The following is a 23,011-nucleotide window of genomic DNA, read 5'->3' on the forward strand; positions in this document are numbered from 1 at the left end:
AGTAGACGCTTTGTCTTATGGGACCAAAGCTAGAGCCCTGACTAGTATTTTTAGATAAAATAATTGTTTATCTAAAAATACGTCGCAATCTTCTCAAAGAAAAGGAAAAATAAAATGACAAATAAAAATGCTTATGCCCAGTCGGGTGTAGATGTTGAAGCAGGTTATGAAGTTGTTGAGCGGATCAAAAAGCACGTAGCTCGTACGGAGCGTGCAGGTGTCATGGGAGCTCTTGGTGGCTTTGGTGGCATGTTTGACCTTTCAAAGACAGGGGTAAAAGAGCCTGTCTTGATCTCAGGGACTGACGGTGTCGGAACCAAGCTCATGCTGGCTATCAAGTACGACAAGCATGACACGATTGGGCAGGACTGTGTAGCCATGTGTGTCAACGATATCATCGCTGCAGGTGCGGAACCCCTCTATTTCCTCGACTATGTGGCGACAGGGAAGAATGAACCAGCTAAACTAGAACAAGTGGTTGCTGGTGTGGCAGAAGGTTGTGTACAGGCTGGTGCTGCCCTCATCGGTGGTGAAACGGCTGAAATGCCTGGTATGTACGGCGAAGATGACTACGACTTGGCTGGTTTTGCGGTTGGCGTGGCAGAAAAATCTCAAATCATTGACGGTTCAAAGGTGGCAGAAGGTGATGTTCTTCTTGGACTTGCTTCAAGTGGGATCCACTCAAATGGTTACTCTCTCGTCCGTCGTGTTTTTGCGGATTACACAGGTGAAGAAGTCTTGCCTGAGTTGGAAGGCAAGAAACTCAAGGAAGTCCTTCTTGAGCCAACTCGTATCTATGTCAAGGCTGTCTTGCCACTCATCAAGGAAGGGTTGGTCAACGGCATTGCCCACATCACAGGTGGTGGATTTATCGAAAATGTCCCTCGCATGTTTGCAGATGATCTAGCTGCAGAGATTGAGGAAAGCAAGGTTCCAGTGCTTCCGATTTTCAAAGCCCTTGAAAAATACGGTGAAATCAAGCACGAAGAAATGTTTGAAATCTTCAATATGGGTGTGGGACTCATGCTGGCAGTTAGCCCTGAAAATGTAGGTCGTGTCAAGGAATTGCTGGATGAACCAGTCTATGAAATTGGTCGCATCGTCAAGAAAGAAAACGAAAGTGTCATCATCAAATGAAAAAAATAGCGGTTTTTGCCTCTGGTAATGGCTCAAATTTTCAGGTGATTGCCGAAGAATTTCCGGTGGAGTTTGTTTTTTCAGACCATCGTGACGCCTATGTGCTCGAGCGTGCAGACAAGCTTGGCGTTCTGTCCTATGCTTTTGAACTCAAGGAGTTTGAGAACAAGGCGGACTACGAAGCAGCTCTTGTCGAACTCTTGGAAGAACACCAGATTGACTTGGTTTGCCTCGCTGGCTACATGAAAATCGTTGGGCCGACCTTATTGGTGGCTTATGAAGGTCGAATCATCAATATCCATCCAGCCTACTTGCCAGAATTTCCAGGAGCTCATGGGATTGAGGACGCTTGGAATGCTGGTGTAGACCTTTCTGGTGTGACCATTCACTGGGTGGACTCCGGTGTGGATACAGGAAAGATCATCAAACAAGTGCGTGTGCCACGGCTAGCTGATGATACCATCGAAAGCTTTGAAGCTCGCATTCATGAGGCAGAGTATAAGTTGTATCCAGAGGTACTAGATAGCTTGGGAGTGGAGAGAAGGTAAGAAGTAAATCAAGTTTTGATTGCGCAATCTTACTAGGAGAAAAAATGATTGAACTGAAATTAGTAGATGAGAGCAGTTTTCAGGCAGTGCTGGATTTGAAAATATCTGAAGCTGATGAACGAGCACGTTTCGTGGCTCCAAATGTACGCTCTTTAGCTGATGCATGGCTCTACCGGAAAAACGAAGATGTGTTTCCGATGGCAATCTATTGGGATAAGCAAGTGGTTGGCTTTCTCCTGCTGGAAATAGACAAGGATGAAGCGGAATGCTTTATCTGGCGGATAATGATTGGTCAGCAGTACCAAGGAAGAGGTTATGGTCGAAAAGCCTTGGAAGTTCTAATCAAAGAGGCTCAGATGGATAGAGCTTGCAGTCATATTACCGCAGATTATGTGGTTGGAAATGAAAAAATGAAGTACCTGTTGACTAGTCTGGGTTTTCAGGAAACAGAATTTATAGAAGAAAATAACGAAGTCGCTATGCGCTTGGATCTAAAGAAAGAGGAATAGAATGACGAAAAAGGCCTTAATCAGCGTCTCAGATAAAGCAGGCATTGTTGAATTTGCCCAAGAACTCAAAAAACTCGGTTGGGATATCATCTCAACAGGTGGTACCAAAGTTGCCCTTGACAATGCTGGGTTAGATACCATTGCCATTGACGATGTGACTGGTTTCCCAGAAATGATGGATGGTCGTGTGAAGACCCTCCACCCAAATATTCACGGTGGGCTCTTAGCTCGTCGTGACTTGGATAGTCACTTGGAAGCAGCTAAGGATAATAATATCGAATTGATCGACCTTGTTGTGGTCAACCTTTACCCATTCAAGGAAACCATTCTTAAACCAGACGTGACGTACGCTGATGCGGTTGAGAACATCGATATCGGTGGGCCATCTATGCTTCGTTCAGCAGCTAAAAACCACGCTAGCGTGACCGTTGTTGTAGACCCTGCTGACTATGCTGTTGTTCTTGACGAATTGGCAGCAAATGGTGAAACGACTTACGAAACTCGCCAACGTTTGGCGGCTAAAGTTTTCCGTCACACAGCGGCTTACGATGCCTTGATTGCAGAATACTTCACAGCTCAAGTGGGCGAAGCAAAACCAGAAAAACTCACTTTGACCTATGACCTCAAGCAAGCTATGCGCTATGGGGAAAATCCTCAACAGGATGCCGATTTCTATCAAAAAGCTTTGCCAACGGACTATTCAATTGCATCAGCGAAACAGCTTAACGGGAAGGAATTGTCCTTCAATAACATCCGTGACGCTGATGCGGCGATTCGTATCATCCGTGATTTCAAAGACCGTCCAACCGTTGTGGCTTTGAAACACATGAACCCATGTGGAATTGGTCAAGCTGACGACATTGAGACTGCTTGGGATTATGCTTATGAGTCTGACCCAGTGTCTATCTTTGGTGGAATTGTCGTCCTTAACCGTGAGATGGATGCTGCGACAGCTGAGAAGATGCACGGCGTTTTCCTTGAAATCATCATTGCACCGAGCTATACGGATGAAGCGCTAGCCATTTTGACCAACAAAAAGAAAAACTTGCGCATCCTTGCCTTGCCATTCGACGCTCAAGATGCCAGCGAAGTGGAAGCAGAATACACAGGCGTGGTTGGTGGACTGCTCGTGCAAAACCAAGACGTGGTCAAGGAAAGTCCAGCTGACTGGCAAGTGGTGACCAAGCGCCAGCCAACCGAGACAGAAGCGACTGCTCTTGAATTTGCTTGGAAGGCTATCAAGTATGTGAAATCAAACGGGATCATCGTGACCAATGACCACATGACACTTGGCGTTGGCCCAGGTCAAACCAACCGTGTGGCTTCAGTCCGTATCGCTATTGACCAAGCTAAAGACCGCCTTGACGGCGCTGTGCTTGCTTCAGATGCCTTCTTCCCATTCGCGGATAACGTGGAAGAAATCGCCAAAGCAGGTATTAAGGCCATCATCCAGCCAGGTGGCTCAGTACGTGACCAAGAATCCATCGAAGCGGCGGACAAATACGGCTTGACCATGGTCTTCACAGGTGTGAGACATTTTAGACATTAAAAAAACAAAAGAGGCTGGGACAAAAAGATTTTGATTTTAGGAATTCTTTATTATAAATTTTTAAAATTGATAGATTAGACAAAAAACGAACAAGACAGAATTCTGAGTGTCAGATAACTGATTTTGTTCGCTTTTTATATTTAAGGTTAGACTTTTGTCCCACTCTCTTTTTTTGCTAAATTACAAAATTTGGTCATATCAATATTGATTGATAAAGTTTATTTTTTTTTGATATAATTGTAATATTTATAGAATAAAAGGAGAAACAGTGATGAGTTATGATGACACCTCTGGTTGGCTAAAGTTTATAGAGGCAAAGTTGGCTGTCTTTCTAACGTTTGAGACAGGATTGATATATTTTCTTCTAAAGCTTAATGAGGGGCACGAAAAAAATTTCCTTTTTCTAATATTGGGATTGATTGGAGTTCTAGTGTCAATAATATTAATTATTGGAGCATTGCTTCCTACAATTAACAAATCTTCGAATCCTTTATACTTTATGAGTTGGACGGATAAGGGATATGACTATACTGATTCTATAAAGTATGAACATTATAAGAAACAAATACGAGAAGTAGCCCAAGTTTCAAAAAGGAAAATGTGTTTTTTAAGATATTCAATAATAATTTATGTTTTATCTATAATACTTGTGTTTATTGGTACATATTGTTGAGGTATATTCATATGGGTAGAGATGTAACGCAATTAACTGATAGACTGATTAGCCATATTGGACTCACTATTCCTATTGATTTAAATAAAATTATTTCCTATTTTAGTGATATAGAGATAGAATATGATTCCGATATCTCAAAAGATGGTTCAATTAAATTTGATAAAGAAGAGGGGTACCTAATTCAAATCAAAAATAAAGAGCTTGATATTGATAATCCAAAGGGGTATAGAGATAGATTTACAATTGCACATGAGTTGGGTCATTTGTTTTTAGAACATCTTGGTGAGCAGAAAGAACTTTTTAGGGAAGGAACTGGTGAAGCGGAATACGAGGCTAATGATTTTGCTGCAAATTTATTGATGCCAAAAGCAGAGTTTATTGAATGTGTGTATAATAATCTTGATGAAGAGGGGCTTTGTGATCTTGATGCTGTTTCAGATTATTTTAGGGTTTCAATAAGCGCTGTAAAAACACGGGGAAAATTTTTAGGAGTATTTTCATGGTAAATACGACAACTAGTTTTCTAAAAGATACGAATGTAGAAAAAGGTAGCGAAAGCAAAAAACATATAAGTGTAGAAGGTATATATGTTTTTGTATCTTTTGATATAGTAGGATCTACACAATATAAAACAATCTCTAATGATTGGTATCAAATCACGAAAAAATTTTATGAAGATTCATTAACTGAGCTAAATAAGTCGGAATTTGTACATTGGAAAAGTATAGGTGATGAAGTTGTTTTTTATAAAAGATTGGTTCAAGAAGATTTAGAAAATATACATGAATTACCCAAGAAAGTTTTCACTATCATGAACACAGTTCGTGATAGCTTTTTTGAAGAGTATCCCCATAGTAAGATGTTATTATCTTTAAAAGGAACAATGTGGATAGATAACATTAAGTCTTTAGGGGAAGAGAGAGATGAGCATTTTCAAAGTTACATCATAGAGCAAAAACAAAATTTATATGAAAGTGATTCTGAAGGAAATTATAAAATAATAGACTTTCTGGGGGCTGGAATTGACTTAGGATTTAGATTGAGATCAGAAACTCAGAAGAATCAGCTTGTGGTGAGTGCTGAGTTGGTATATTTAATTATCAAAGTTGAACAAGAAGAACATCTAGCTAAAGGTTTAAGCATAGATAAGTCAGAATATAAAATTAGCGAAACTAAAACTTTAAAGGGAATTTGGTACAGTAGACCTTATCCAGTAATTTTTTATAGGGATAACTGGGAAAATAGTGTTTTTGAATACGATGAAGTAATTAAGGAGTTTAAAACTGATAAGATAGAGGAGTTTGTGCCTCGAGTTTTTGCTGAATTGGGAAGAGATAAAGTATTAGATGAATTTTTAAATATTATAAAGGAAAGTCAGACAATAAAAAAAATTCCTACATCGCCACTAGCATTTCATGTGGTACTTATGCATTTTTCTAATGATTTAAAAAAGATTCTTTTTTATAAACGTGGAGATGGTAAAAATAATTCAGATAAGTATGATTTTGGTTGTGTTCATTTGAAATCTAATCAAGAATTGGAAGTTGGTCTCAATAATTATTATGAAAAAGTGCTGGGAACTGCTGATTATGATATATTAAAGGATAATAGTAATCACCCCGTACCATTGTCAATTTTTACTTATACGAATTCAGGTGGAAATCTAATAAATGGTTTGATTTTCTGCGCTAAACTAACCAAAGATATAGAAGTTGCTGATTTAAGTGTTAGTGGATATTCTAAAATCGAATGGAGAGATGTAGATGAAGTTATAGGGAAAACTGACCAGGATAATAAATTATTTGAGGGTAGTGTGTCAAACATTAGGAAAGCTAGAGAATTGTTGCAGGAATTTCATAATTGAATTGAATCTACGTAGTACAAAACTATTGTACCTTTATTTAGAGGCGTTTAATTGTTTTAAAAATATTAGGTGATCAGAAAAGGGTTTCACTAATATTATAGAATTTTTTTATTAATAAATTAGAAATAATTGAGATGGCTATCAAAATATCAACATATATATATTGATACACTTATTTTGTTTTGTATGGTATCAACTAAGAGGCAGTCCTAATGACTGTCTTTTTTGGCTCTAAAGTTTTTGTAGTTGGTAAATACCCTATAGCTACTTAGGCTTTTTTTGTGTAAGTCGTATAATAGATGTAAGAAAAGTTGCGATGTGTCTCCTATGTTTTACAAAGAAAATCCAGCAAATAACCGCAATCAAATTGACTTTTATATACTTGATAAACTCGTTCTGCTAATGTTTCTCGGACTCCGTTCTAGGAGCAAAACATCAAGAGCACTGATATCAATCCCACCTATCACTAGTTTCTAGGTTTGAGTTTGAAAGATAGGCTTCCACATTTTACTACCTCTAGTAAGAATTATATCCGTTGTTTTCAAGATAAGGTACAGATAGAGGAAATTTTTATCATATTCTATCTATTATATGGGGGTAAGGCTTGATTGACTCGACTAAGGTTTCAGTCTCTTTTTAGGATAGTAGTGCTGAAGATATAAAAGACAAGCACTTAAATGATGGTTTTTTCGATCTGAGCTAGAAAACAGTTTCTTTCCTTTTTTGCGTAAAAACACGGAGCAAAACAAGATTAAAACGAACGTTTATGATATAATATTAGTAAATAATTCGCAAAAGAGGTTATAAGATGAAGCTGTTAGTTGTCGGATCGGGTGGTCGTGAACATGCCATTGCTAAGAAGTTGCTGGAGTCAAAAGACGTTGAAAAAGTCTTTGTAGCTCCTGGGAATGACGGTATGACTCTGGATGGTCTGGAATTGGTGGACATCTCTATTTCCGAACATTCTAAATTGATTGAGTTTGCAAAAGCCAACGATATTGCTTGGACCTTTATCGGGCCAGATGACGCCCTTGCAGCTGGGATTGTGGATGAGTTCAATGCAGCTGGTCTCAAGGCTTTTGGTCCGACAAGATTGGCGGCGGAGCTGGAGTGGTCCAAAGATTTTGCTAAGGAAATCATGGTCAAATACGGCGTTCCGACAGCAGCCTATGGCACATTCTCAGACTTTGAGGAAGCCAAGGCCTACATCGAAGAAAAAGGCGCTCCAATCGTTGTCAAGGCGGATGGCTTGGCGCTCGGGAAAGGTGTTGTCGTTGCTGAGACAGTCGAGCAAGCAGTCGAAGCCGTTCACGAGATGCTTTTGGACAATAAATTCGGGGACTCAGGTGCGCGTGTGGTTATTGAGGAATTCCTTGAAGGTGAGGAATTTTCACTCTTTGCCTTTGTAAATGGCGACAAGTTCTACATCATGCCAACAGCTCAGGACCACAAACGTGCCTATGATGGCGACAAGGGCCCTAACACGGGAGGTATGGGAGCTTATGCGCCAGTTCCTCACTTGCCAGAAAGTGTGGTTGCCACAGCGGTTGAGACTATTGTCAAGCCAGTCCTTGAGGGCATGATTCAAGAAGGGCGTCCTTATCTGGGAGTTCTTTACGCAGGGCTTATCTTGACAGCTGATGGACCTAAGGTTATCGAGTTTAACGCTCGCTTCGGAGATCCTGAAACGCAAATTATCTTGCCCCGTCTGACATCTGACTTTGCACAAAATATCACGGATATTCTCAATGGCAAGGAGCCAGACATCACTTGGACGGACAAGGGTGTGACGCTGGGTGTGGTTGTCGCATCAAACGGTTACCCGCTTGACTATGAAAAAGGTGTTGAATTGCCAGCTAAGACAGAGGGTGATATCATCACCTACTATGCAGGGGCTAAGTTTGCGGAAAATAGCAGAGCACTGCTATCAAACGGTGGACGTGTCTATATGCTCGTCACCACAGCAGACACCGTCAAAGACGGCCAAAACACCATCTACAGCCAGCTCTCCCAACAAAAAACAGAAGGCCTCTTTTATCGAACAGATATCGGAAGCAAGGCCATAAAAGATTAACAGATACTCATTTGTCATGGCGAGCGAAAGCGAGCCAAAGTAAGATAATGGTCGCAGTGGTGGAACTCCTAGTAGCTTTGCTACTAGGAGCGGAAAACTGGAGACCTAGGCTCCAGTTTTAGTAATGGAACGCCACAAGCGTTCGCTTACGTCCGCACTACATTAGACGATTATTAAAAAGAAAAATAAAAATTCACAAAATACGTTAATGGTCGTATGATTTGCGAGCATTAGCGAGCTGATATAGAGCAATCACCGCCGTTGTGAAAGAACGATTGGATTATAATCCAATCGTTCAGGGAAATCGGAAGACCTTGGGCTTCCGATTTAGGCATGAGACACCTTTGGTGGCTGCTGCCGTCCCTCACAACTTAAGGTGATTGAAAAAAGAAAGGAAAGAAAAGGAATATTATGACTAAACCAGTAATTTCCATTATCATGGGCTCAAAATCCGACTGGGCAACCATGCAAAAAACCGCCGAAGTCCTCGACCGCTTCGGTGTAGCCTACGAAAAGAAAGTTGTTTCTGCCCACCGCACACCAGACCTCATGTTCAGACATGCCGAAGAAGCTCGTAGCCGTGGCATCAAGGTCATTATCGCAGGTGCAGGTGGCGCAGCCCATTTGCCAGGAATGGTCGCAGCTAAAACAACACTTCCTGTCATTGGTGTACCAGTTAAATCACGTGCCCTTAGTGGCGTGGACTCGCTCTACTCTATCGTACAGATGCCGGGTGGCGTGCCTGTTGCGACTATGGCTATCGGTGAAGCAGGAGCGACCAATGCGGCCCTCTTTGCCCTCCGTCTCCTCTCAATAGAAGATCAGGCTATCGCGACAGCATTGGCAGATTTTGCAGAAGAACAAGGGAAAATCGCAGAGGAGTCTACAAATGAGCTCATCTAAAACAATCGGAATTATCGGTGGTGGTCAGCTGGGTCAGATGATGGCCATTTCTGCTATCTACATGGGGCACAAGGTTATCGCGCTGGATCCTGTGGCGGATTGCCCGGCCTCTCGCGTGGCGGAGATCATCGTGGCTCCTTATAACGATGTGGACGCCCTGCGTCAGTTGGCTGAGCGTTGCGATGTCCTCACCTATGAGTTTGAAAATGTAGATGCTGACGGTTTGGATGCTGTCATCAAGGATGGTCAGCTCCCTCAAGGGACAGACCTACTCCGCATCTCTCAAAATCGCATTTTTGAAAAGGACTTTCTTTCAAATAAGGCTCAAGTCACTGTGGCACCCTACAAGGTTGTGACTTCAAGCCAAGACTTGGCTGATATCGACCTATCGAAAAATTATGTCCTCAAGACTGCGACTGGTGGTTACGATGGGCATGGACAAAAAGTCATTCGCTCGGAAGCAGACTTGGAAGAAGCTCGTGCACTAGCCGACTCAGCAGACTGCGTCTTAGAAGAATTCGTTAACTTTGACCTTGAGATTTCTGTCATCGTGTCTGGTAATGGCAAGGACGTGACAGTTTTTCCGGTTCAGGAAAATATCCATCGCAACAATATCCTGTCCAAGACCATCGTGCCAGCCCGCATTTCGGCTAGTCTGGCTGAAAAAGCCAAAGCCATGGCAGTGCGAATCGCAGAACAGCTTAATCTGTCTGGAACGCTCTGCGTGGAAATGTTTGCGACCGCTGATGACATCATTGTCAATGAAATTGCGCCACGCCCACACAACTCAGGGCACTACTCAATCGAAGCCTGCGACTTTTCTCAGTTTGATACCCATATTCTCGGCGTTCTCGGAGCACCATTGCCAGCTATCAAACTCCATGCGCCTGCTGTTATGCTCAATATTCTCGGCCAGCACGTCGAGGCTGCTGAAAAATATGTCACAGAAAATCCAAGCGCCCATCTCCACATGTATGGTAAAATAGAAGCAAAGCACAACCGCAAAATGGGACATGTGACTTTGTTTAGTGATGTGTCGGATAGTGTGGTTGAGTTTGGGAAAGGGATTGATTTTTAGGAAAGAATTATAAACATGACTAACAATGAATTCATTTTGTGTTCTACTTGTAAGAATTGTGTTAACTTAAGAATTCAGATGGGGAATTTCCCTGTTGATTTTGCTTTAAAGTGTCCAGAGTGTAAAACGGAAATTACTGGTAGAGTTGAATTTGAACCGTTCGGTATATCTTTAACAAATGCACAAATTCTTGATAAAGATGTTCCTAACTATGATAAATTAACGGATTTTCCTATATGGTGTTTAGAAATTTCTGCAGAATTTCCAACTCGAAAATTGCATTTAAGAAAAAGTCCATTTGATGGACTATCTCCATTTATGGCTCAAATGGCTAGAATGGGTAAAAAAGATGATTTAACTGATATTCAAAAATTTTATAATACGAGAAAATTTGCAGATTTTATCAGGGACGGAAAGCTAGATAATTTTAGACGTTTATATAATCTATATTGGAATCGACAAGATAAATATTTATATCCGGAATTAAACGTGTTATTAAGTGATTATAAAGGATTAACACCAATAACGGAAGTGAAGAACATTTCGGATGCCACCATGGCCTTACATCAGTTATTTTTGACTACCTCTGGTATAAAATTTATTCTTGGAGAAAACTCTCTATCGGAATATACAGAATTAAGCAATCGTATTTATAGTTCAGAGCAACACAGAGACGAGTTACTTAAATATAGCAATCATATTGCAAGTAATTTTGATATGATTGAGAAAATCGCTTTTGATAAAATCACAGCTTTCGCTAAAATTTATCATATCTTGATTCCTGTGGTTACCTTGATGAATGTTGGAAATTATGAAGGTTTAAATCAGGACGAAGATGGAATTTCTGTGGCAAACTATAAAGAATTAAATGATTTTTATGCCTCAAGTTATGAGTGGATTCTTGACAATATTAATCTCGTTATAGCACTTAATAATATTTTTGAGAGAAATAGCTACAACGAATGTTACAATGGGAAAACATATTCAAATGATCTTGAAAAAATCACCAATAAGTTTCAGAAAATTAATCAAAACAATTCAGAACAATCTTATTTGAACCTTTCGGAACGGTTTAGCAAACCAGTGAGTAGCCTTAATAATAAAATTAGAAATGCAATACAACATTATAGCTATCATGTGGATGTTGATAATCAAGAAATTATTTTTGAGGATAAATACGGTGGTAGAGTTAGAATTGAAAAATATTCTATTATAGACTTTGCTAAGTTGTGTATTGTCAACTTTTCTCTAATTTTTTATATACTAGAAATAATCTATACATTTCGTAAAATGAATTAATTACAGATGGAGTTACACCAACATTTTATTGAATAATTTAATTCAGGACTTATTATTTTGGTAAAGGAAATATAAGAAGGGGGCGAAGAATGGTTGAGAGTGCATATAGTCTAGAATTTAATCGTGAATTAGATGCGAAAAAAGCAAGTGAGTATTCACTTACAAAAAGTTTGAAATCTGATAAGGCATTTAGATGCTTAGATAAAGATTGTAACATTCCGTTAACGTGTACAAACTGGGAGAAACAGGGTGGCAAGAGATTCTTTTTTCGCCCATCTCATAATGATGAACCTCATGTTGAGGGATGTACATGTATCACACCACAAGAAATACAGGAGCAAGTTAAGAAAGAAGTTTCTAAAGGCAGACAGACCATATTGCAAAGTGGGGTAATATCTGTAAAAAAATCAGTAAGTAAAGCTAAAACGAACAACAGTATGAAAAACGAAGGCTCTACTGTTGATAAGACGATTAATGCAATTTTTGGGGAAAAGAGAAATTCAAGTCAGTCACAAGATAGACAACTTTCATCACTTGCAACTTTTGTCGAATTGTTTAATGATCAAGATATTGATCACGATAAACCTCAAATAAGAGTTGATGGGAAGTTAATATCACTGAATGATTATTTTGTTGATGTAACAAATTCTAATTTAGTAAAAGATAAAAATAGGATATTTTTTGGTATGGCAGAAGTATCTGTTGCAAACTTTAATGAAGAGATACTTCAAATTGAATTTATTAATTCACAGTATCCTAAAGTATACACAAACCTCAACAAACTTAAGGAACGTGCTGGAACAAGAAATATTGTGGAAGTAATTGAGACTGGCTTTAAAATTATTTATTTTAGAGGAAAGCTAAATAGCAAAACTAAAAAATTTGAATCATTTAACGATAAGTTCTATAAAGACTTATATACACCAAGAGATTAAGGAGAAACAACAATGATCAACCGTTACTCTCGCCCTGAGATGGCGAACATTTGGAGTGAAGAAAATAAATACCGTGCTTGGCTTGAGGTGGAAATCTTGGCTGATGAGGCATGGGCTGAGTTGGGGGAAATCCCTAAGGAAGATGTGGCTTTGATTCGCGAGAAGGCGGACTTTGACATCGACCGTATTTTGGAGATTGAGCAGGAGACTCGCCACGATGTGGTTGCTTTCACGCGCGCGGTTTCTGAGACTCTTGGTGAAGAGCGCAAGTGGGTCCACTATGGTTTGACTTCTACTGACGTGGTGGATACGGCCTACGGTTACCTCTACAAACAAGCCAACGACATCATCCGTCGTGACCTTGAAAACTTCACCAACATCATCGCTGATAAAGCGAAAGAACACAAGTTCACAATCATGATGGGTCGTACCCACGGTGTGCACGCTGAGCCGACAACTTTTGGTCTTAAATTGGCGACTTGGTACAGCGAAATGAAGCGCAATATCGAGCGTTTCGAGCATGCGGCTGCTGGTGTGGAAGCTGGTAAGATTTCTGGTGCGGTTGGGAACTTTGCTAACATCCCACCATTTGTAGAGCAATACGTCTGCGACAAGTTGGGTATCCGTGCCCAAGAAATCTCTACACAAGTGCTTCCTCGTGACCTTCACGCTGAGTACTTTGCAGTTCTTGCCAGCATCGCGACTTCTATCGAGCGTATGGCAACGGAAATCCGTGGTCTGCAAAAATCAGAACAACGTGAGGTGGAAGAGTTCTTTGCCAAAGGTCAAAAAGGTTCATCTGCTATGCCTCACAAACGCAACCCGATTGGTTCTGAAAACATGACAGGTCTTGCGCGTGTTATCCGTGGTCACATGGTAACAGCCTATGAGAACGTAGCCCTCTGGCACGAACGTGATATCTCTCACTCGTCAGCTGAGCGCATCATCACACCAGATACGACTATTTTGATCGACTACATGCTCAACCGTTTTGGAAATATCGTCAAGAACTTGACGGTCTTCCCAGAAAACATGATACGCAACATGAACTCAACCTTTGGTCTGATCTTTAGCCAACGTGCTATGTTGACCTTGATTGAAAAAGGCATGACCCGTGAGCAAGCTTACGACCTTGTTCAACCGAAAACGGCTTACTCTTGGGACAACCAAGTAGACTTTAAACCGCTTCTCGAAGCAGATCCAGAGGTGACTTCACGCCTGACTCAAGAGGAAATCGACGAGATCTTCAACCCTGCATACTACACTAAACGAGTGGATGATATCTTTGAACGTATCGGTTTGGGTGACTAATCATAATAATAAAAAAAGCGAGATTCAATCTCGCTTTTTTATATGCTTATCGAAGGGTGTTAATCTTCTTTTTTCTTAGTAAGCCCGTAAGCTGCTAGTGTGGTCATGAGTCCTGCTACGACCAAGCCTGCAGAGTCTTGACTTCCTGTTGCAGGGAGTTGTTTTTCATCTGCTTTGCTAGTAGTTGCTTCAGCTTGCTCAGCTTTCTCAACGGCAGTTCCGACTTCGACAACCTGAGCGACCGCTTCCTGCGATACCGCACTATTGACAAGTGTTCTTTCTTCCTTGCCGTCAGCAGTAGTGCTGACAGAGTAGAAAATCGTACGACGACCATTTGCTCCAGCAACGACGATTTGCGTTTGTCCTAGTGGTAATTGCGGATTTTCACGTGTTACGGTAGTGAACGGAATCTCTTCCTCTTGGATGTCCAGTCTTGGTTTTGCCTCTGCGGCTGGAGCAAGACCGTGTTCATCCCCTTTGTGCGTGATAGGGGCACCGATTTCAACCACTTGGGTCACAGGTTCTTTGGTTACTTGGCTATCTAGAACGGTTTCTGTTTGTTTACCATTTTCAGAAAGGACAGAGATGTAGTGAGTGCGTTCGCCCTCTACACCTGGTGTGATGATCTTTTCCTGACCAGCTGGGAGATTCGGATTTTCCTTCTTGATAACTTCAAATGGAATCTTTTCTGCTCTTGTGATGAGTTCCGGTTTGGTTTCAACATTGGCAGCTAGTTCGTTTTCATCGAGGCTTCCTGAGTGAGTTGCCGCTGGTTTGAGGCCTAGGCGGGCTGCTTTGAGTTTGGCTACGAGAGCGTCTAACTCAGCTTGTTTGCTGCGGTTGAGGTTGTAGTTGAGAGCCTCTTTAGCTGCATTTAGAGCATCGAGACTTTCTTTGCTGTATCCTTCCAAGTTTGCAGGGATTTGAGCAAGTTCCTCACGGAGTGCATTGTAGTTAGCGCGGAAGTAGTCTTTGTTATGGTCTGCAAAGGCAGTCATGAGTTCAAAGATTTCTTCTTCCTTGTACTCAGCACTTGGTTTGTCTGCCCAGATAGCAAGCATGCTTCCGACGGTTGGAAGGTCTACTTCTGGATACTTGGTAGATGCAAGCTGGTTAAATGGTACTTTGCCAGAGTTTTCAAGTGCTTTTGATAGTGGGTAGGCTTCGTCTGGTTTGTGATTACCTAGCACGTAGTACCAGTCTCCGTTGGTGTTGAGGAGTTTATAGCCTTTGCTTGCCAGGTACTGAGGAGATGCAAGGTTATAGCCCCACCATCCCTTAGACCAGTAAGAGATGATGACATCCTTGTCAAACTCAACATCATCCTTGTCTTCGTAGTAGAAACCATCGTTGAAGGCCATTGGTTGAAGGCCTCTTTCTTTGGCCATGGCAGCAAGGGTGTTAGAGTACTCAGCAAACTTGCCATAGAGTCCATACCATTTGAGGTAGTACCAGCCTTGGGCGTTGGTGGCATCATTGGCATATTCGTCTGTACCGTAGTTAAAGATCTTAGTCTTGCCTGCAAAGAAGTCCATGTACTTGCCGATGAGGGCTTTGACAAAGTTCATGGCCTCTTCGTTTTCAAGGTCCATGGTTGTTTTGGAGACCTTGTCAAAGTTGGCTTGAGGATTCTTGATTCCAAGTTTTTCCATAGCGACGAGCATGGCATCCATGTGACCAGGGCTGTTGATCGCTGGGATGAGTCCGAGACCTTTTGATTTTGCGTATTCGATCAATTCAGTGATTTCAGCTTGACTAAGAGTGGTTCCGTTTGGATCATCGTAGTAAGCTTTTGTTCCTTCGATGATGGCTTTTTTGACATCATCACTTGCATAAGTTTTTCCGTTAGCTGTGATGGTCATGTCATCAAGGAGGAAGCGAAGTCCATCATTTCCTAGGAGAAGATGCACATCAGAGTAGCCGAGCTCGCTCGCCTTGTCTACGATGCGTTTGAGTTGGTCAAGTGTGAAGTACTTACGTCCGGCATCGATGGAGATTACCTTGTTCTTGGCAAGTTTTTCAACTTCGCGTTTCGCGTCTTCTTCTTTTTGAGCTTCTGGTGTGAAGATCAAATTGCTTACAGCTTCTTGGAGTTTTGCGATTGCTTGATCAATGGTGTCTTGTTGGGCACGGCTGAGGTTGCTATCAAGTGAGCGAATGGCTTTTTCAGCTTCTTTTACAGCTGCGACACTTTCTGCAGTATAGCGGTTAAGGTCTGTTGGTACTTCTTTCAGAGCTTGCTCAGCAGACTCATAGTCAGCTGCGAAGTATTCAGCATTGGCATTTGCGAAGCTACGCATGAGTTTGAAGAGGCGTGATGGTGAATAGCGTGCAGATGGGGTATCCGCCCAAGCAGCTACCATACCCCCGATGAACGGGATAGTGGCCCCATCAGATTTTGGTACAGAAGTGATTGGAGTGTTCTTGATACCATTGAGTCCTTGGTCGAGGTTGTACCAGCCTTGGCCGTCGGCATTTCGTCCGAGAACATAGTACCAAGCATCGTTGGTATTAAGGATTTGGTGACCTTTTTCAACTAAAAGTTTAGAAGAAGCGACGTCGTATCCGCCCCATCCACCAGTCCACATAGAAACGATAATGTCTTTGTCAAAAGTACCAGAACCAGTATCACTATTGTAGTAAATGCCATCGTTGAAAGCCATTGGCTTAAGGCCGTGAGATTTGACGATGCGAGCAAGGTCATTAGCGTAAGTGATGAATTTACTATATTTTCCTTGTGTTTGAAGGACAGTCCAACCTTTAGCGTTTGTCGCATCGTTAGCATACTCGTCTAGCCCGATGTTGAAGATGTCAGATTTGCCAGCGAAGTAAGCTGCATATTTGTCGATTAAAGCTTTTGTGAATTCAACCGCTTCTTTGTTATCAAGGTCAACAGTACGAGCAGATTCTTTTCCCAAGTAGTTGAAGTTCGGTTTTTGAATGCCTAGTTCTTTCATAGCATGCAAAATCGCATCCATGTGACCAGGGCTATTTACAGTTGGGATGAGACCAATACCTTTGTTTTTAGCGTAGTTGATCAAGTCCGTCATCTGACTTTCTGTCAAATGGTTGCCGTTTGGATCCTTGTAGTAGGCATCAGTTCCGTTTTCGAGTGCACGTTTGACATCGTCACTTGCATAGGTTTTGCCATTGGCTGTGATGGTCATGTCGTCCAACATGAAACGCATGCCATCGTTTCCAACTAGTAAATGAAGATCCGTGTAGCCGTAGTGTTTGGCTTTGTCGATGATTTCTTTTAGTTGGTCTGGAGAGAAGTACTTGCGTCCAGCATCAATTGAGATCATTTTTCTTTTAGCCAGTTTTTCATTTACCTGAGGTGCTCGTTCAGTGTTAGGAGTAGTTGCTGCAGGTGTGGCTGCTTCATTTTTCTTTTCTGAAGGAGAGTTTTCTGCAGGAACTTCAGTTGGAGCAGGACTTTCTTTCTCAGTAGTCGGGGTAGGACTAGCATTTTCTGTTACAGCTGGTGCAGTTGTTTCTTCCGTTTTTGGAGCAACTGTTCGAGGAGCCTCCTTGTCTTCTTTGACCTCCTCTTTTACAGGTTTGTCAGCCTTTTCTTCCAGTTTTTCTGGAACCTTGGAGTCTACAGCTTCTTCGGTTGCTTGTGGACTCTCCTGAATCGTTTGGACAGTTTCTTCAGATGTTGGAGCTGGAGTAATCCCGTCGGCAGATACGACTTGTGCGCTAAAAGCAAATCCTATAAGTACAGAAGCTGCCCCAACCGCGTATTTACGGATGGAGAAGCGCTGTTTCTTTTCTAGTTTCATGACAAAACCTCCTTGTTATTATCATATATGATAGCGTTTACATAAAACCAATTTTATTTTATTATCTAAGGAGTAAAATGTCAAGTGAGTTTATATAAGAACTATAATAAATAGAGGAAATCATAAGATTTAGGAGAAATTTGCTAATAAGGGGATAAAACAGAAGAAAAACCAAACGAAAATTTACCTTGTTTTTAGTAAAAATGCTACTAATTAAATAAGAGTCCTTTATAGCGTTTTCACAACTTTTTTCTCGTGCTATAATGAATATAGAAAAAGCCTAAGCTAGGCTCAGGCTTTTTCTTAATGACCTCGGTTACATGAGATGAATTTGATTTTGTAGTAGTCTGCTCGCTTATAAGTTTCACTATAGGCAAGGACTTGGCCAGTGGCCTCAAGTTTTGTAGTCTTCGTTTGGAAGACAGTTGGGAATTGTGTATCGATTCCGAGTACAGAAGCAGCATGCTCTGGTGTTGGGAATGCGATTTCGTTGATTTCCTCAAAATGTTCATCACTCATGTGAATGCGGTAATCCAATTTGAAACGTGTATAGATAGAGCTATAATAATCAAGATTTGGATAGTTGGCATTGATGTATTGCTCAGGAATATAAGATGTGTGGTAGATGTATGTCACATCGTTTGTCTGACGAATACGTTCAATCTTATAGTAGAATTGATCTCCACGTAGTCCAAGTTTATCTAAATATTCAAGTTTGTTTCCGCGCTCGATAGAAAGGACAGTAACTTTATCGTCTTTTGTTTCAAAGATTTCGACATCTGAAAACTCAACGAGTTTGTGCTTGCGGGCACGTGAGACGAAAGTACCTTTACCTTGTTGGCGGACAATGTAGCCGTCTTTAGCAAGGTCATTTAAGGCACGAACAACTGTGATTGAACTCACATCGTACATCGCGATCAATTCGGCTTCTGTATAAAATTTATCTCCACTTGCAAATTGACCAGAGATGATTTTGTTTTTTAATTCATCTTTAATATATTGGTATTTAGGAATAGCCATAAATTTCACCTCGATTCTCTTTCTCCAATTTTGATTTTACGACAAATATAAAGAAAAGAGTAGTATTAAGGTCAAAAAATTAAAATAATAGACTAAAAATGTTATTTTACATGTAAAAAAATTCATTTGATGTTCTTGTGAATTATCATACATAAAAAGATCGTTTTCATGCTATTTTTAGATAATTTCGGTAAACGGTAAGTAAAAAAATAGAAAAATTTTAAATAATTTTCTAAAACCTATTGACAAATGCAAAAGATTTGATTATAGTTAATATTATAATAAATGAAAGCGCAAACTTAATTCGTCAGAGGTAATAACATGACCAGATTTAAAATTGAGGACGATTTCTATTTAGACGGAAAACCGTTCAAGATTTTGTCCGGCGCCATTCATTATTTTAGGATTCCAGCAGAGGATTGGTATCATTCTCTCTATAACTTAAAGGCGCTTGGCTTTAATACAGTCGAGACCTATGTGGCTTGGAATTTACACGAACCTGTTGAAGGGGAGTTTGATTTTGAAGGTGCCAGAAATTTGGAGAGATTTCTTCAAATTGCACAAGATTTGGGTCTCTATGCCATTGTACGCCCGTCTCCATTTATCTGTGCAGAATGGGAATTTGGTGGCTTGCCGGCTTGGCTCTTGACCAAGGACATGCGAATTCGCTCGTCCGACCCGGCATACATCGAGGCTGTTGCTCGCTATTATGACCAATTATTGCCAAGGCTTGTGCCTCGCTTGTTGGATAACGGCGGAAACATTCTTATGATGCAAGTCGAAAATGAATATGGCTCTTATGGAGAAGATAAGTCTTATCTACGAGCAATTCGAAAATTGATGGAAGACCGAGGGATTGATTGCCCACTCTTTACTTCAGATGGCCCATGGAGGGCTACTCTGAAAGCCGGAACCTTGATCGAAGACGACCTCTTTGTGACAGGAAACTTCGGTTCTAAAGCTCCGTACAACTTTTCACAGATGCAGGAATTCTTTGATGAGCATGGCAAGAAATGGCCCCTCATGTGTATGGAATTCTGGGATGGTTGGTTCAACCGTTGGAAAGAACCCATCATCACACGGGACCCTAAAGAATTGGCAGAAGCTGTTCGAGAGGTATTGGAGCAAGGCTCTATCAACCTTTACATGTTCCATGGTGGAACAAACTTTGGTTTCATGAATGGTTGCTCGGCTCGAGGAACTCTGGATTTGCCACAAGTCACATCATACGACTATGATGCCCTTCTCGATGAAGAAGGAAATCCAACTGCTAAATACTTAGCAGTCAAGAAGATGATGGCAACCCACTTCCCAGAGTATCCACAGTTGGAACCACTCTATAAGGAAAGCATGGAGATAGGGTCCATTCCATTGGTCGAAAAAGTTTCCTTGTTTGAAACCCTGGATAATCTCTCTAGTCCTACTGAAAGCCTCTATCCAAAAGCGATGGAAGAACTTGGTCAAAGTTATGGCTACCTTCTCTACCGCACTGAGGCAAGTTGGGATGCAGAAGAGGAACGTCTCCGTATCATCGATGGACGTGACCGAGCTCAACTCTATGTAGATGGTCAATGGATTGCTACTCAATACCAGACAGAGATTGGTGAAGACATCTACTGTCAGGGCAACCGAGAAGGCTTTTCAGAGATTGACATCTTGATCGAAAATATGGGGCGTGTCAACTACGGTCATAAGTTCTTGGCAGATACGCAACGTAAAGGAATTCGAACAGGTGTCTGCAAGGATCTACATTTCTTACTGAATTGGAAACAATATCCACTGCCACTGGATAATCCTGAGAAGATTGATTTTTCAAAAGGATGGACAGAAGGACAACCAGCCTTTTACGCTTTCGACTTTACGGTCGAAGAGCCGAAGGATACCTACTTAGACTTGTCTGAGTTTGGTAAGGGAGTTGCCTTTGTCAACGGGCGTCACCTAGGGCGTTTCTGGAACGTCGGCCCGACCCTCTCACTTTATATCCCTCATAGCTATCTCAAGGAAGGTGCTAACCGCATCATCATCTTTGAAACTGAGGGCGAATATAAAGAAGAGATTCATTTAACTCGTAAACCTACACTAAAACACATAAAGGGGGAAAACTTATGACAATTGTAGGATGCCGTATCGATGGACGTTTGATCCACGGTCAAGTAGCCAATCTTTGGGCTGGAAAACTAAATGTTTCACGCATTATGGTTGTAGACGATGAAGTCGTTAACAACGATATTGAAAAGAGTGGTTTGAAACTTGCGACACCACCAGGTGTGAAACTCAGTATCTTGCCAGTTGAGAAAGCAGCAGCAAATATCCTTGCTGGTAAATACGATAGCCAACGTCTTTTTATCGTTGCACGTAAACCAGACCGTTTCCTTGGTTTGGTTGAAGCAGGCGTTCCGCTTGAAACACTCAATGTCGGCAATATGTCTCAAACACCAGAAACTCGCTCTATCACACGTTCTATCAACGTGGTAGATAAGGATGTGGAAGACTTCCACAAACTGGCAGAAAAAGGTGTGAAACTCACTGCTCAAATGGTTCCAAACGATCCCGTATCAGACTTTTTGAGTTTATTAAAATAGGAAAAAATTTTTAGGAGGTCATTGTTATGATACAATGGTGGCAAATTTTACTTCTCACTTTGTACTCAGCTTATCAAATCTGTGATGAGTTGACAATCGTTTCATCTGCAGGTTCCCCTGTATTCGCTGGTTTCATTACCGGTTTGATCATGGGAGATGTGACAACTGGTTTGTTTATCGGTGGTAGCTTGCAGTTGTTCGTTCTCGGGGTTGGTACCTTCGGTGGTGCTTCTCGTATCGACGCAACTTCTGGTGCGGTTCTTGCAACAGCATTCTCTATCTCTCAAGGTATTGATACAGATCTTGCGATTACAACAATCGCTGTACCAGTAGCAGCGCTTTTGACATACTTCGACGTTCTTGGACGTATGACTACTACTTTCTTTGCACACCGTATTGATGCTGCAATCGAACGCTTTGACTACAAAGGTATCGAACGCAACTACCTACTTGGTGCAGTGCCTTGGGCTCTTTCACGTGCCCTTCCAGTATTCTTCGCTCTTGCTTTTGGTGGTGCTTTCGTACAATCAGTAGTAGACCTAGTTAAAGAATACCAATGGGTTGCAGACGGTTTGACACTTGCAGGACGTATGCTTCCAGGTCTCGGATTTGCAATCTTGCTTCGTTACCTTCCAGTTAAACGTAACCTTCACTACCTTGCAATGGGATTCGGTTTGACAGCTATGTTGACTGTTCTTTACTCATATGTAACAGGTCTTGGTGGAGCTGTTGCGGGTATCCTTGGTACTCTTCCTGCTGATGTTGCTGAAAAGATTGGCTTTGCTAACAACTTCAAAGGTTTGTCTATGATCGGTATCTCTATCGTAGGTATCTTCCTTGCAGTTGTTCACTTTAAGAACAGCCAAAAAGTAGCTGTAGCAGCACCTTCTACACCATCAGAAAGTGGGGAAATCGAAGATGACGAATTCTAATTACAAACTTACAAAAGAAGATTTTAATCAAATCAACAAACGTAGCTTGTTTACTTTCCAATTAGGTTGGAACTATGAGCGTATGCAAGCTTCTGGTTACCTTTACATGATCTTGCCTCAATTGCGTAAAATGTATGGGGATGGAACTCCTGAATTGAAAGAAATGATGAAAGTTCATACTCAATTCTTCAATACTTCTCCATTCTTCCACACAATTATCGCTGGTTTTGACCTTGCCATGGAAGAAAAAGATGGTGTAGGTTCAAAAGATGCCGTTAACGGTATCAAGACAGGTTTGATGGGACCATTCGCTCCTCTTGGAGACACAATCTTTGGTTCACTTGTACCTGCTATCATGGGATCTATCGCAGCAACTATGGCTATCGCTGGCCAACCTTACGGTATCTTCCTTTGGATCGCAGTTGCAGTTGCTTATGACATCTTCCGCTGGAAACAATTGGAATTTGCCTACAAAGAAGGGGTTAACCTTATCAACAACATGCAAAGTACTTTGACAGCTTTGGTTGACGCTGCATCTGTACTTGGTGTCTTCATGATGGGTGCTCTTGTAGCAACAATGATCAACTTTGAGATTTCTTACAAATTGCCAATCGGTGAAAAATTGATTGATTTCCAAGACATCTTGAACTCAATCTTCCCACGCTTGCTTCCAGCAATCTTTACTGCCTTTATCTTCTGGTTGCTTGGTAAGAAAGGTATGAACTCTACTAAAGCGATCGGTATCATTATCGTTCTTGCAGTAGGTCTTTCATTCATCGGTAAATTCTTGCTTGGAATGGGCGCATAAT

At 41.3% G+C, this 23,011-nt stretch carries 20 protein-coding genes; 18 read left to right on the forward strand and 2 right to left on the reverse strand.

Annotation, left to right across the window (positions count from 1 at the left end; all coding sequences use genetic code 11):
* Positions 1-114 precede the first annotated feature (114 nt).
* The 14 genes from purM (at position 115) to purB (ending at position 13,883) form a co-directional block, all read left to right on the forward strand.
* The gene (gene purM / locus ACIY19_RS04130; protein WP_409002759.1) at positions 115-1,137 is read left to right on the forward strand and encodes a phosphoribosylformylglycinamidine cyclo-ligase; all 1,023 of its coding nucleotides are present in this window, start codon (positions 115-117) and stop codon (positions 1,135-1,137) included.
* Positions 1,134-1,685, forward strand: a complete 552-nt coding sequence (purN, locus tag ACIY19_RS04135) for a phosphoribosylglycinamide formyltransferase (protein ID WP_409002760.1) — start codon at positions 1,134-1,136, stop codon at positions 1,683-1,685. Before purM ends, purN begins: the two co-directional genes overlap by 4 nt.
* A 44-nt stretch (positions 1,686-1,729) precedes the next feature.
* Positions 1,730-2,194, forward strand: a complete 465-nt coding sequence (locus ACIY19_RS04140; protein ID WP_049478093.1) for a GNAT family N-acetyltransferase — start codon at positions 1,730-1,732, stop codon at positions 2,192-2,194.
* A gap of 1 nt (position 2,195) precedes the next feature.
* Positions 2,196-3,743, forward strand: coding sequence for a bifunctional phosphoribosylaminoimidazolecarboxamide formyltransferase/IMP cyclohydrolase (gene purH, locus ACIY19_RS04145; protein ID WP_409002761.1), 1,548 nt, complete (start codon positions 2,196-2,198; stop codon positions 3,741-3,743).
* 271 nt (positions 3,744-4,014) lie between these two features.
* Complete coding sequence (locus ACIY19_RS04150) at positions 4,015-4,416, forward strand: Pycsar system effector family protein (protein ID WP_409002762.1); 402 nt, start codon at positions 4,015-4,017, stop codon at positions 4,414-4,416.
* Between the two features lie 11 nt (positions 4,417-4,427).
* Positions 4,428-4,925, forward strand: coding sequence for an ImmA/IrrE family metallo-endopeptidase (locus ACIY19_RS04155; RefSeq protein ID WP_409002763.1), 498 nt, complete (start codon positions 4,428-4,430; stop codon positions 4,923-4,925).
* On the forward strand, positions 4,919-6,283 hold the full coding sequence (locus tag ACIY19_RS04160) for a hypothetical protein (protein ID WP_409002764.1): 1,365 nt from the start codon (positions 4,919-4,921) through the stop codon (positions 6,281-6,283). Before ACIY19_RS04155 ends, ACIY19_RS04160 begins: the two co-directional genes overlap by 7 nt.
* A gap of 808 nt (positions 6,284-7,091) precedes the next feature.
* Positions 7,092-8,357: a phosphoribosylamine--glycine ligase gene (gene purD / locus ACIY19_RS04165; protein ID WP_409002765.1), complete on the forward strand. Its 1,266-nt coding sequence runs from the start codon at positions 7,092-7,094 to the stop codon at positions 8,355-8,357.
* 263 nt (positions 8,358-8,620) lie between these two features.
* Complete coding sequence (locus tag ACIY19_RS04170) at positions 8,621-8,737, forward strand: phosphoribosylaminoimidazole carboxylase (protein ID WP_409002766.1); 117 nt, start codon at positions 8,621-8,623, stop codon at positions 8,735-8,737.
* Between the two features lie 31 nt (positions 8,738-8,768).
* The gene (gene purE / locus ACIY19_RS04175) at positions 8,769-9,260 is read left to right on the forward strand and encodes a 5-(carboxyamino)imidazole ribonucleotide mutase (protein ID WP_409002767.1); all 492 of its coding nucleotides are present in this window, start codon (positions 8,769-8,771) and stop codon (positions 9,258-9,260) included.
* Complete coding sequence (purK, locus tag ACIY19_RS04180; protein ID WP_409002768.1) at positions 9,247-10,338, forward strand: 5-(carboxyamino)imidazole ribonucleotide synthase; 1,092 nt, start codon at positions 9,247-9,249, stop codon at positions 10,336-10,338. The genes purE and purK overlap by 14 nt, the downstream gene beginning before the upstream one ends.
* Positions 10,339-10,353: 15 nt before the next feature.
* A complete protein-coding gene (locus tag ACIY19_RS04185) occupies positions 10,354-11,637 on the forward strand; it encodes a hypothetical protein (protein WP_409002769.1) in 1,284 nt (427 codons plus the stop codon).
* An 89-nt stretch (positions 11,638-11,726) separates the two neighbouring features.
* Positions 11,727-12,572 (forward strand): hypothetical protein, encoded by an 846-nt coding sequence (locus ACIY19_RS04190; RefSeq protein ID WP_216732910.1) that lies wholly within the window; start codon positions 11,727-11,729, stop codon positions 12,570-12,572.
* A 12-nt stretch (positions 12,573-12,584) separates the two neighbouring features.
* On the forward strand, positions 12,585-13,883 hold the full coding sequence (purB, locus tag ACIY19_RS04195; RefSeq protein WP_000610729.1) for an adenylosuccinate lyase: 1,299 nt from the start codon (positions 12,585-12,587) through the stop codon (positions 13,881-13,883).
* Between the two features lie 59 nt (positions 13,884-13,942).
* Here the strand turns inward: purB and strH are convergent, their stop codons facing one another.
* Positions 13,943-17,668 carry an LPXTG-anchored beta-N-acetylhexosaminidase StrH gene (gene strH, locus ACIY19_RS04200; protein ID WP_409002770.1) on the reverse strand — a complete coding sequence of 1,242 codons (3,726 nt, stop codon included), beginning with the start codon at positions 17,666-17,668 and terminating at the stop codon, positions 13,943-13,945.
* 303 nt (positions 17,669-17,971) lie between these two features.
* Positions 17,972-18,688: a GntR family transcriptional regulator gene (locus ACIY19_RS04205; protein WP_001007181.1), complete on the reverse strand. Its 717-nt coding sequence runs from the start codon at positions 18,686-18,688 to the stop codon at positions 17,972-17,974.
* Positions 18,689-19,009: 321 nt separating this feature from the next.
* Here ACIY19_RS04205 and ACIY19_RS04210 point away from each other — a divergent pair, with 321 nt between their 5' ends.
* From ACIY19_RS04210 to ACIY19_RS04225, 4 genes are read left to right on the forward strand one after another with little or no spacing between them, the layout of a single operon-like run.
* The gene (locus tag ACIY19_RS04210; protein ID WP_409002771.1) at positions 19,010-20,797 is read left to right on the forward strand and encodes a glycoside hydrolase family 35 protein; all 1,788 of its coding nucleotides are present in this window, start codon (positions 19,010-19,012) and stop codon (positions 20,795-20,797) included.
* The gene (locus ACIY19_RS04215; protein WP_000156968.1) at positions 20,794-21,270 is read left to right on the forward strand and encodes a PTS system mannose/fructose/N-acetylgalactosamine-transporter subunit IIB; all 477 of its coding nucleotides are present in this window, start codon (positions 20,794-20,796) and stop codon (positions 21,268-21,270) included. The genes ACIY19_RS04210 and ACIY19_RS04215 overlap by 4 nt, the downstream gene beginning before the upstream one ends.
* A 26-nt stretch (positions 21,271-21,296) precedes the next feature.
* Positions 21,297-22,202, forward strand: a complete 906-nt coding sequence (locus tag ACIY19_RS04220; RefSeq protein WP_033629162.1) for a PTS mannose/fructose/sorbose/N-acetylgalactosamine transporter subunit IIC — start codon at positions 21,297-21,299, stop codon at positions 22,200-22,202.
* Positions 22,189-23,010, forward strand: coding sequence for a PTS system mannose/fructose/sorbose family transporter subunit IID (locus ACIY19_RS04225; RefSeq protein WP_409002772.1), 822 nt, complete (start codon positions 22,189-22,191; stop codon positions 23,008-23,010). Before ACIY19_RS04220 ends, ACIY19_RS04225 begins: the two co-directional genes overlap by 14 nt.
* Position 23,011: the final 1 nt, after the last annotated feature.

The organism is Streptococcus sp. ST14 (genome assembly GCF_046098195.1).
GTDB lineage: Bacteria > Bacillota > Bacilli > Lactobacillales > Streptococcaceae > Streptococcus.

Excerpts from the sequence above, each read along its gene's own strand:
- purM (WP_409002759.1), top strand. The coding sequence starts at position 115 with ATGACAAATAAAAATGCTTATGCCCAGTCGGGTGTAGATGTTGAAGCA.
- purN (WP_409002760.1), top strand. The coding sequence starts at position 1,134 with ATGAAAAAAATAGCGGTTTTTGCCTCTGGTAATGGCTCAAATTTTCAG.
- ACIY19_RS04140 (WP_049478093.1), top strand. The coding sequence starts at position 1,730 with ATGATTGAACTGAAATTAGTAGATGAGAGCAGTTTTCAGGCAGTGCTG.
- purH (WP_409002761.1), top strand. The coding sequence starts at position 2,196 with ATGACGAAAAAGGCCTTAATCAGCGTCTCAGATAAAGCAGGCATTGTT.
- ACIY19_RS04150 (WP_409002762.1), top strand. The coding sequence starts at position 4,015 with ATGAGTTATGATGACACCTCTGGTTGGCTAAAGTTTATAGAGGCAAAG.
- ACIY19_RS04155 (WP_409002763.1), top strand. The coding sequence starts at position 4,428 with ATGGGTAGAGATGTAACGCAATTAACTGATAGACTGATTAGCCATATT.
- ACIY19_RS04160 (WP_409002764.1), top strand. The coding sequence starts at position 4,919 with ATGGTAAATACGACAACTAGTTTTCTAAAAGATACGAATGTAGAAAAA.
- purD (WP_409002765.1), top strand. The coding sequence starts at position 7,092 with ATGAAGCTGTTAGTTGTCGGATCGGGTGGTCGTGAACATGCCATTGCT.
- purE (WP_409002767.1), top strand. The coding sequence starts at position 8,769 with ATGACTAAACCAGTAATTTCCATTATCATGGGCTCAAAATCCGACTGG.
- purK (WP_409002768.1), top strand. The coding sequence starts at position 9,247 with ATGAGCTCATCTAAAACAATCGGAATTATCGGTGGTGGTCAGCTGGGT.
- ACIY19_RS04185 (WP_409002769.1), top strand. The coding sequence starts at position 10,354 with ATGACTAACAATGAATTCATTTTGTGTTCTACTTGTAAGAATTGTGTT.
- ACIY19_RS04190 (WP_216732910.1), top strand. The coding sequence starts at position 11,727 with ATGGTTGAGAGTGCATATAGTCTAGAATTTAATCGTGAATTAGATGCG.
- purB (WP_000610729.1), top strand. The coding sequence starts at position 12,585 with ATGATCAACCGTTACTCTCGCCCTGAGATGGCGAACATTTGGAGTGAA.
- strH (WP_409002770.1), bottom strand. The coding sequence starts at position 17,668 with ATGAAACTAGAAAAGAAACAGCGCTTCTCCATCCGTAAATACGCGGTT.
- ACIY19_RS04205 (WP_001007181.1), bottom strand. The coding sequence starts at position 18,688 with ATGGCTATTCCTAAATACCAATATATTAAAGATGAATTAAAAAACAAA.
- ACIY19_RS04210 (WP_409002771.1), top strand. The coding sequence starts at position 19,010 with ATGACCAGATTTAAAATTGAGGACGATTTCTATTTAGACGGAAAACCG.
- ACIY19_RS04215 (WP_000156968.1), top strand. The coding sequence starts at position 20,794 with ATGACAATTGTAGGATGCCGTATCGATGGACGTTTGATCCACGGTCAA.
- ACIY19_RS04220 (WP_033629162.1), top strand. The coding sequence starts at position 21,297 with ATGATACAATGGTGGCAAATTTTACTTCTCACTTTGTACTCAGCTTAT.
- ACIY19_RS04225 (WP_409002772.1), top strand. The coding sequence starts at position 22,189 with ATGACGAATTCTAATTACAAACTTACAAAAGAAGATTTTAATCAAATC.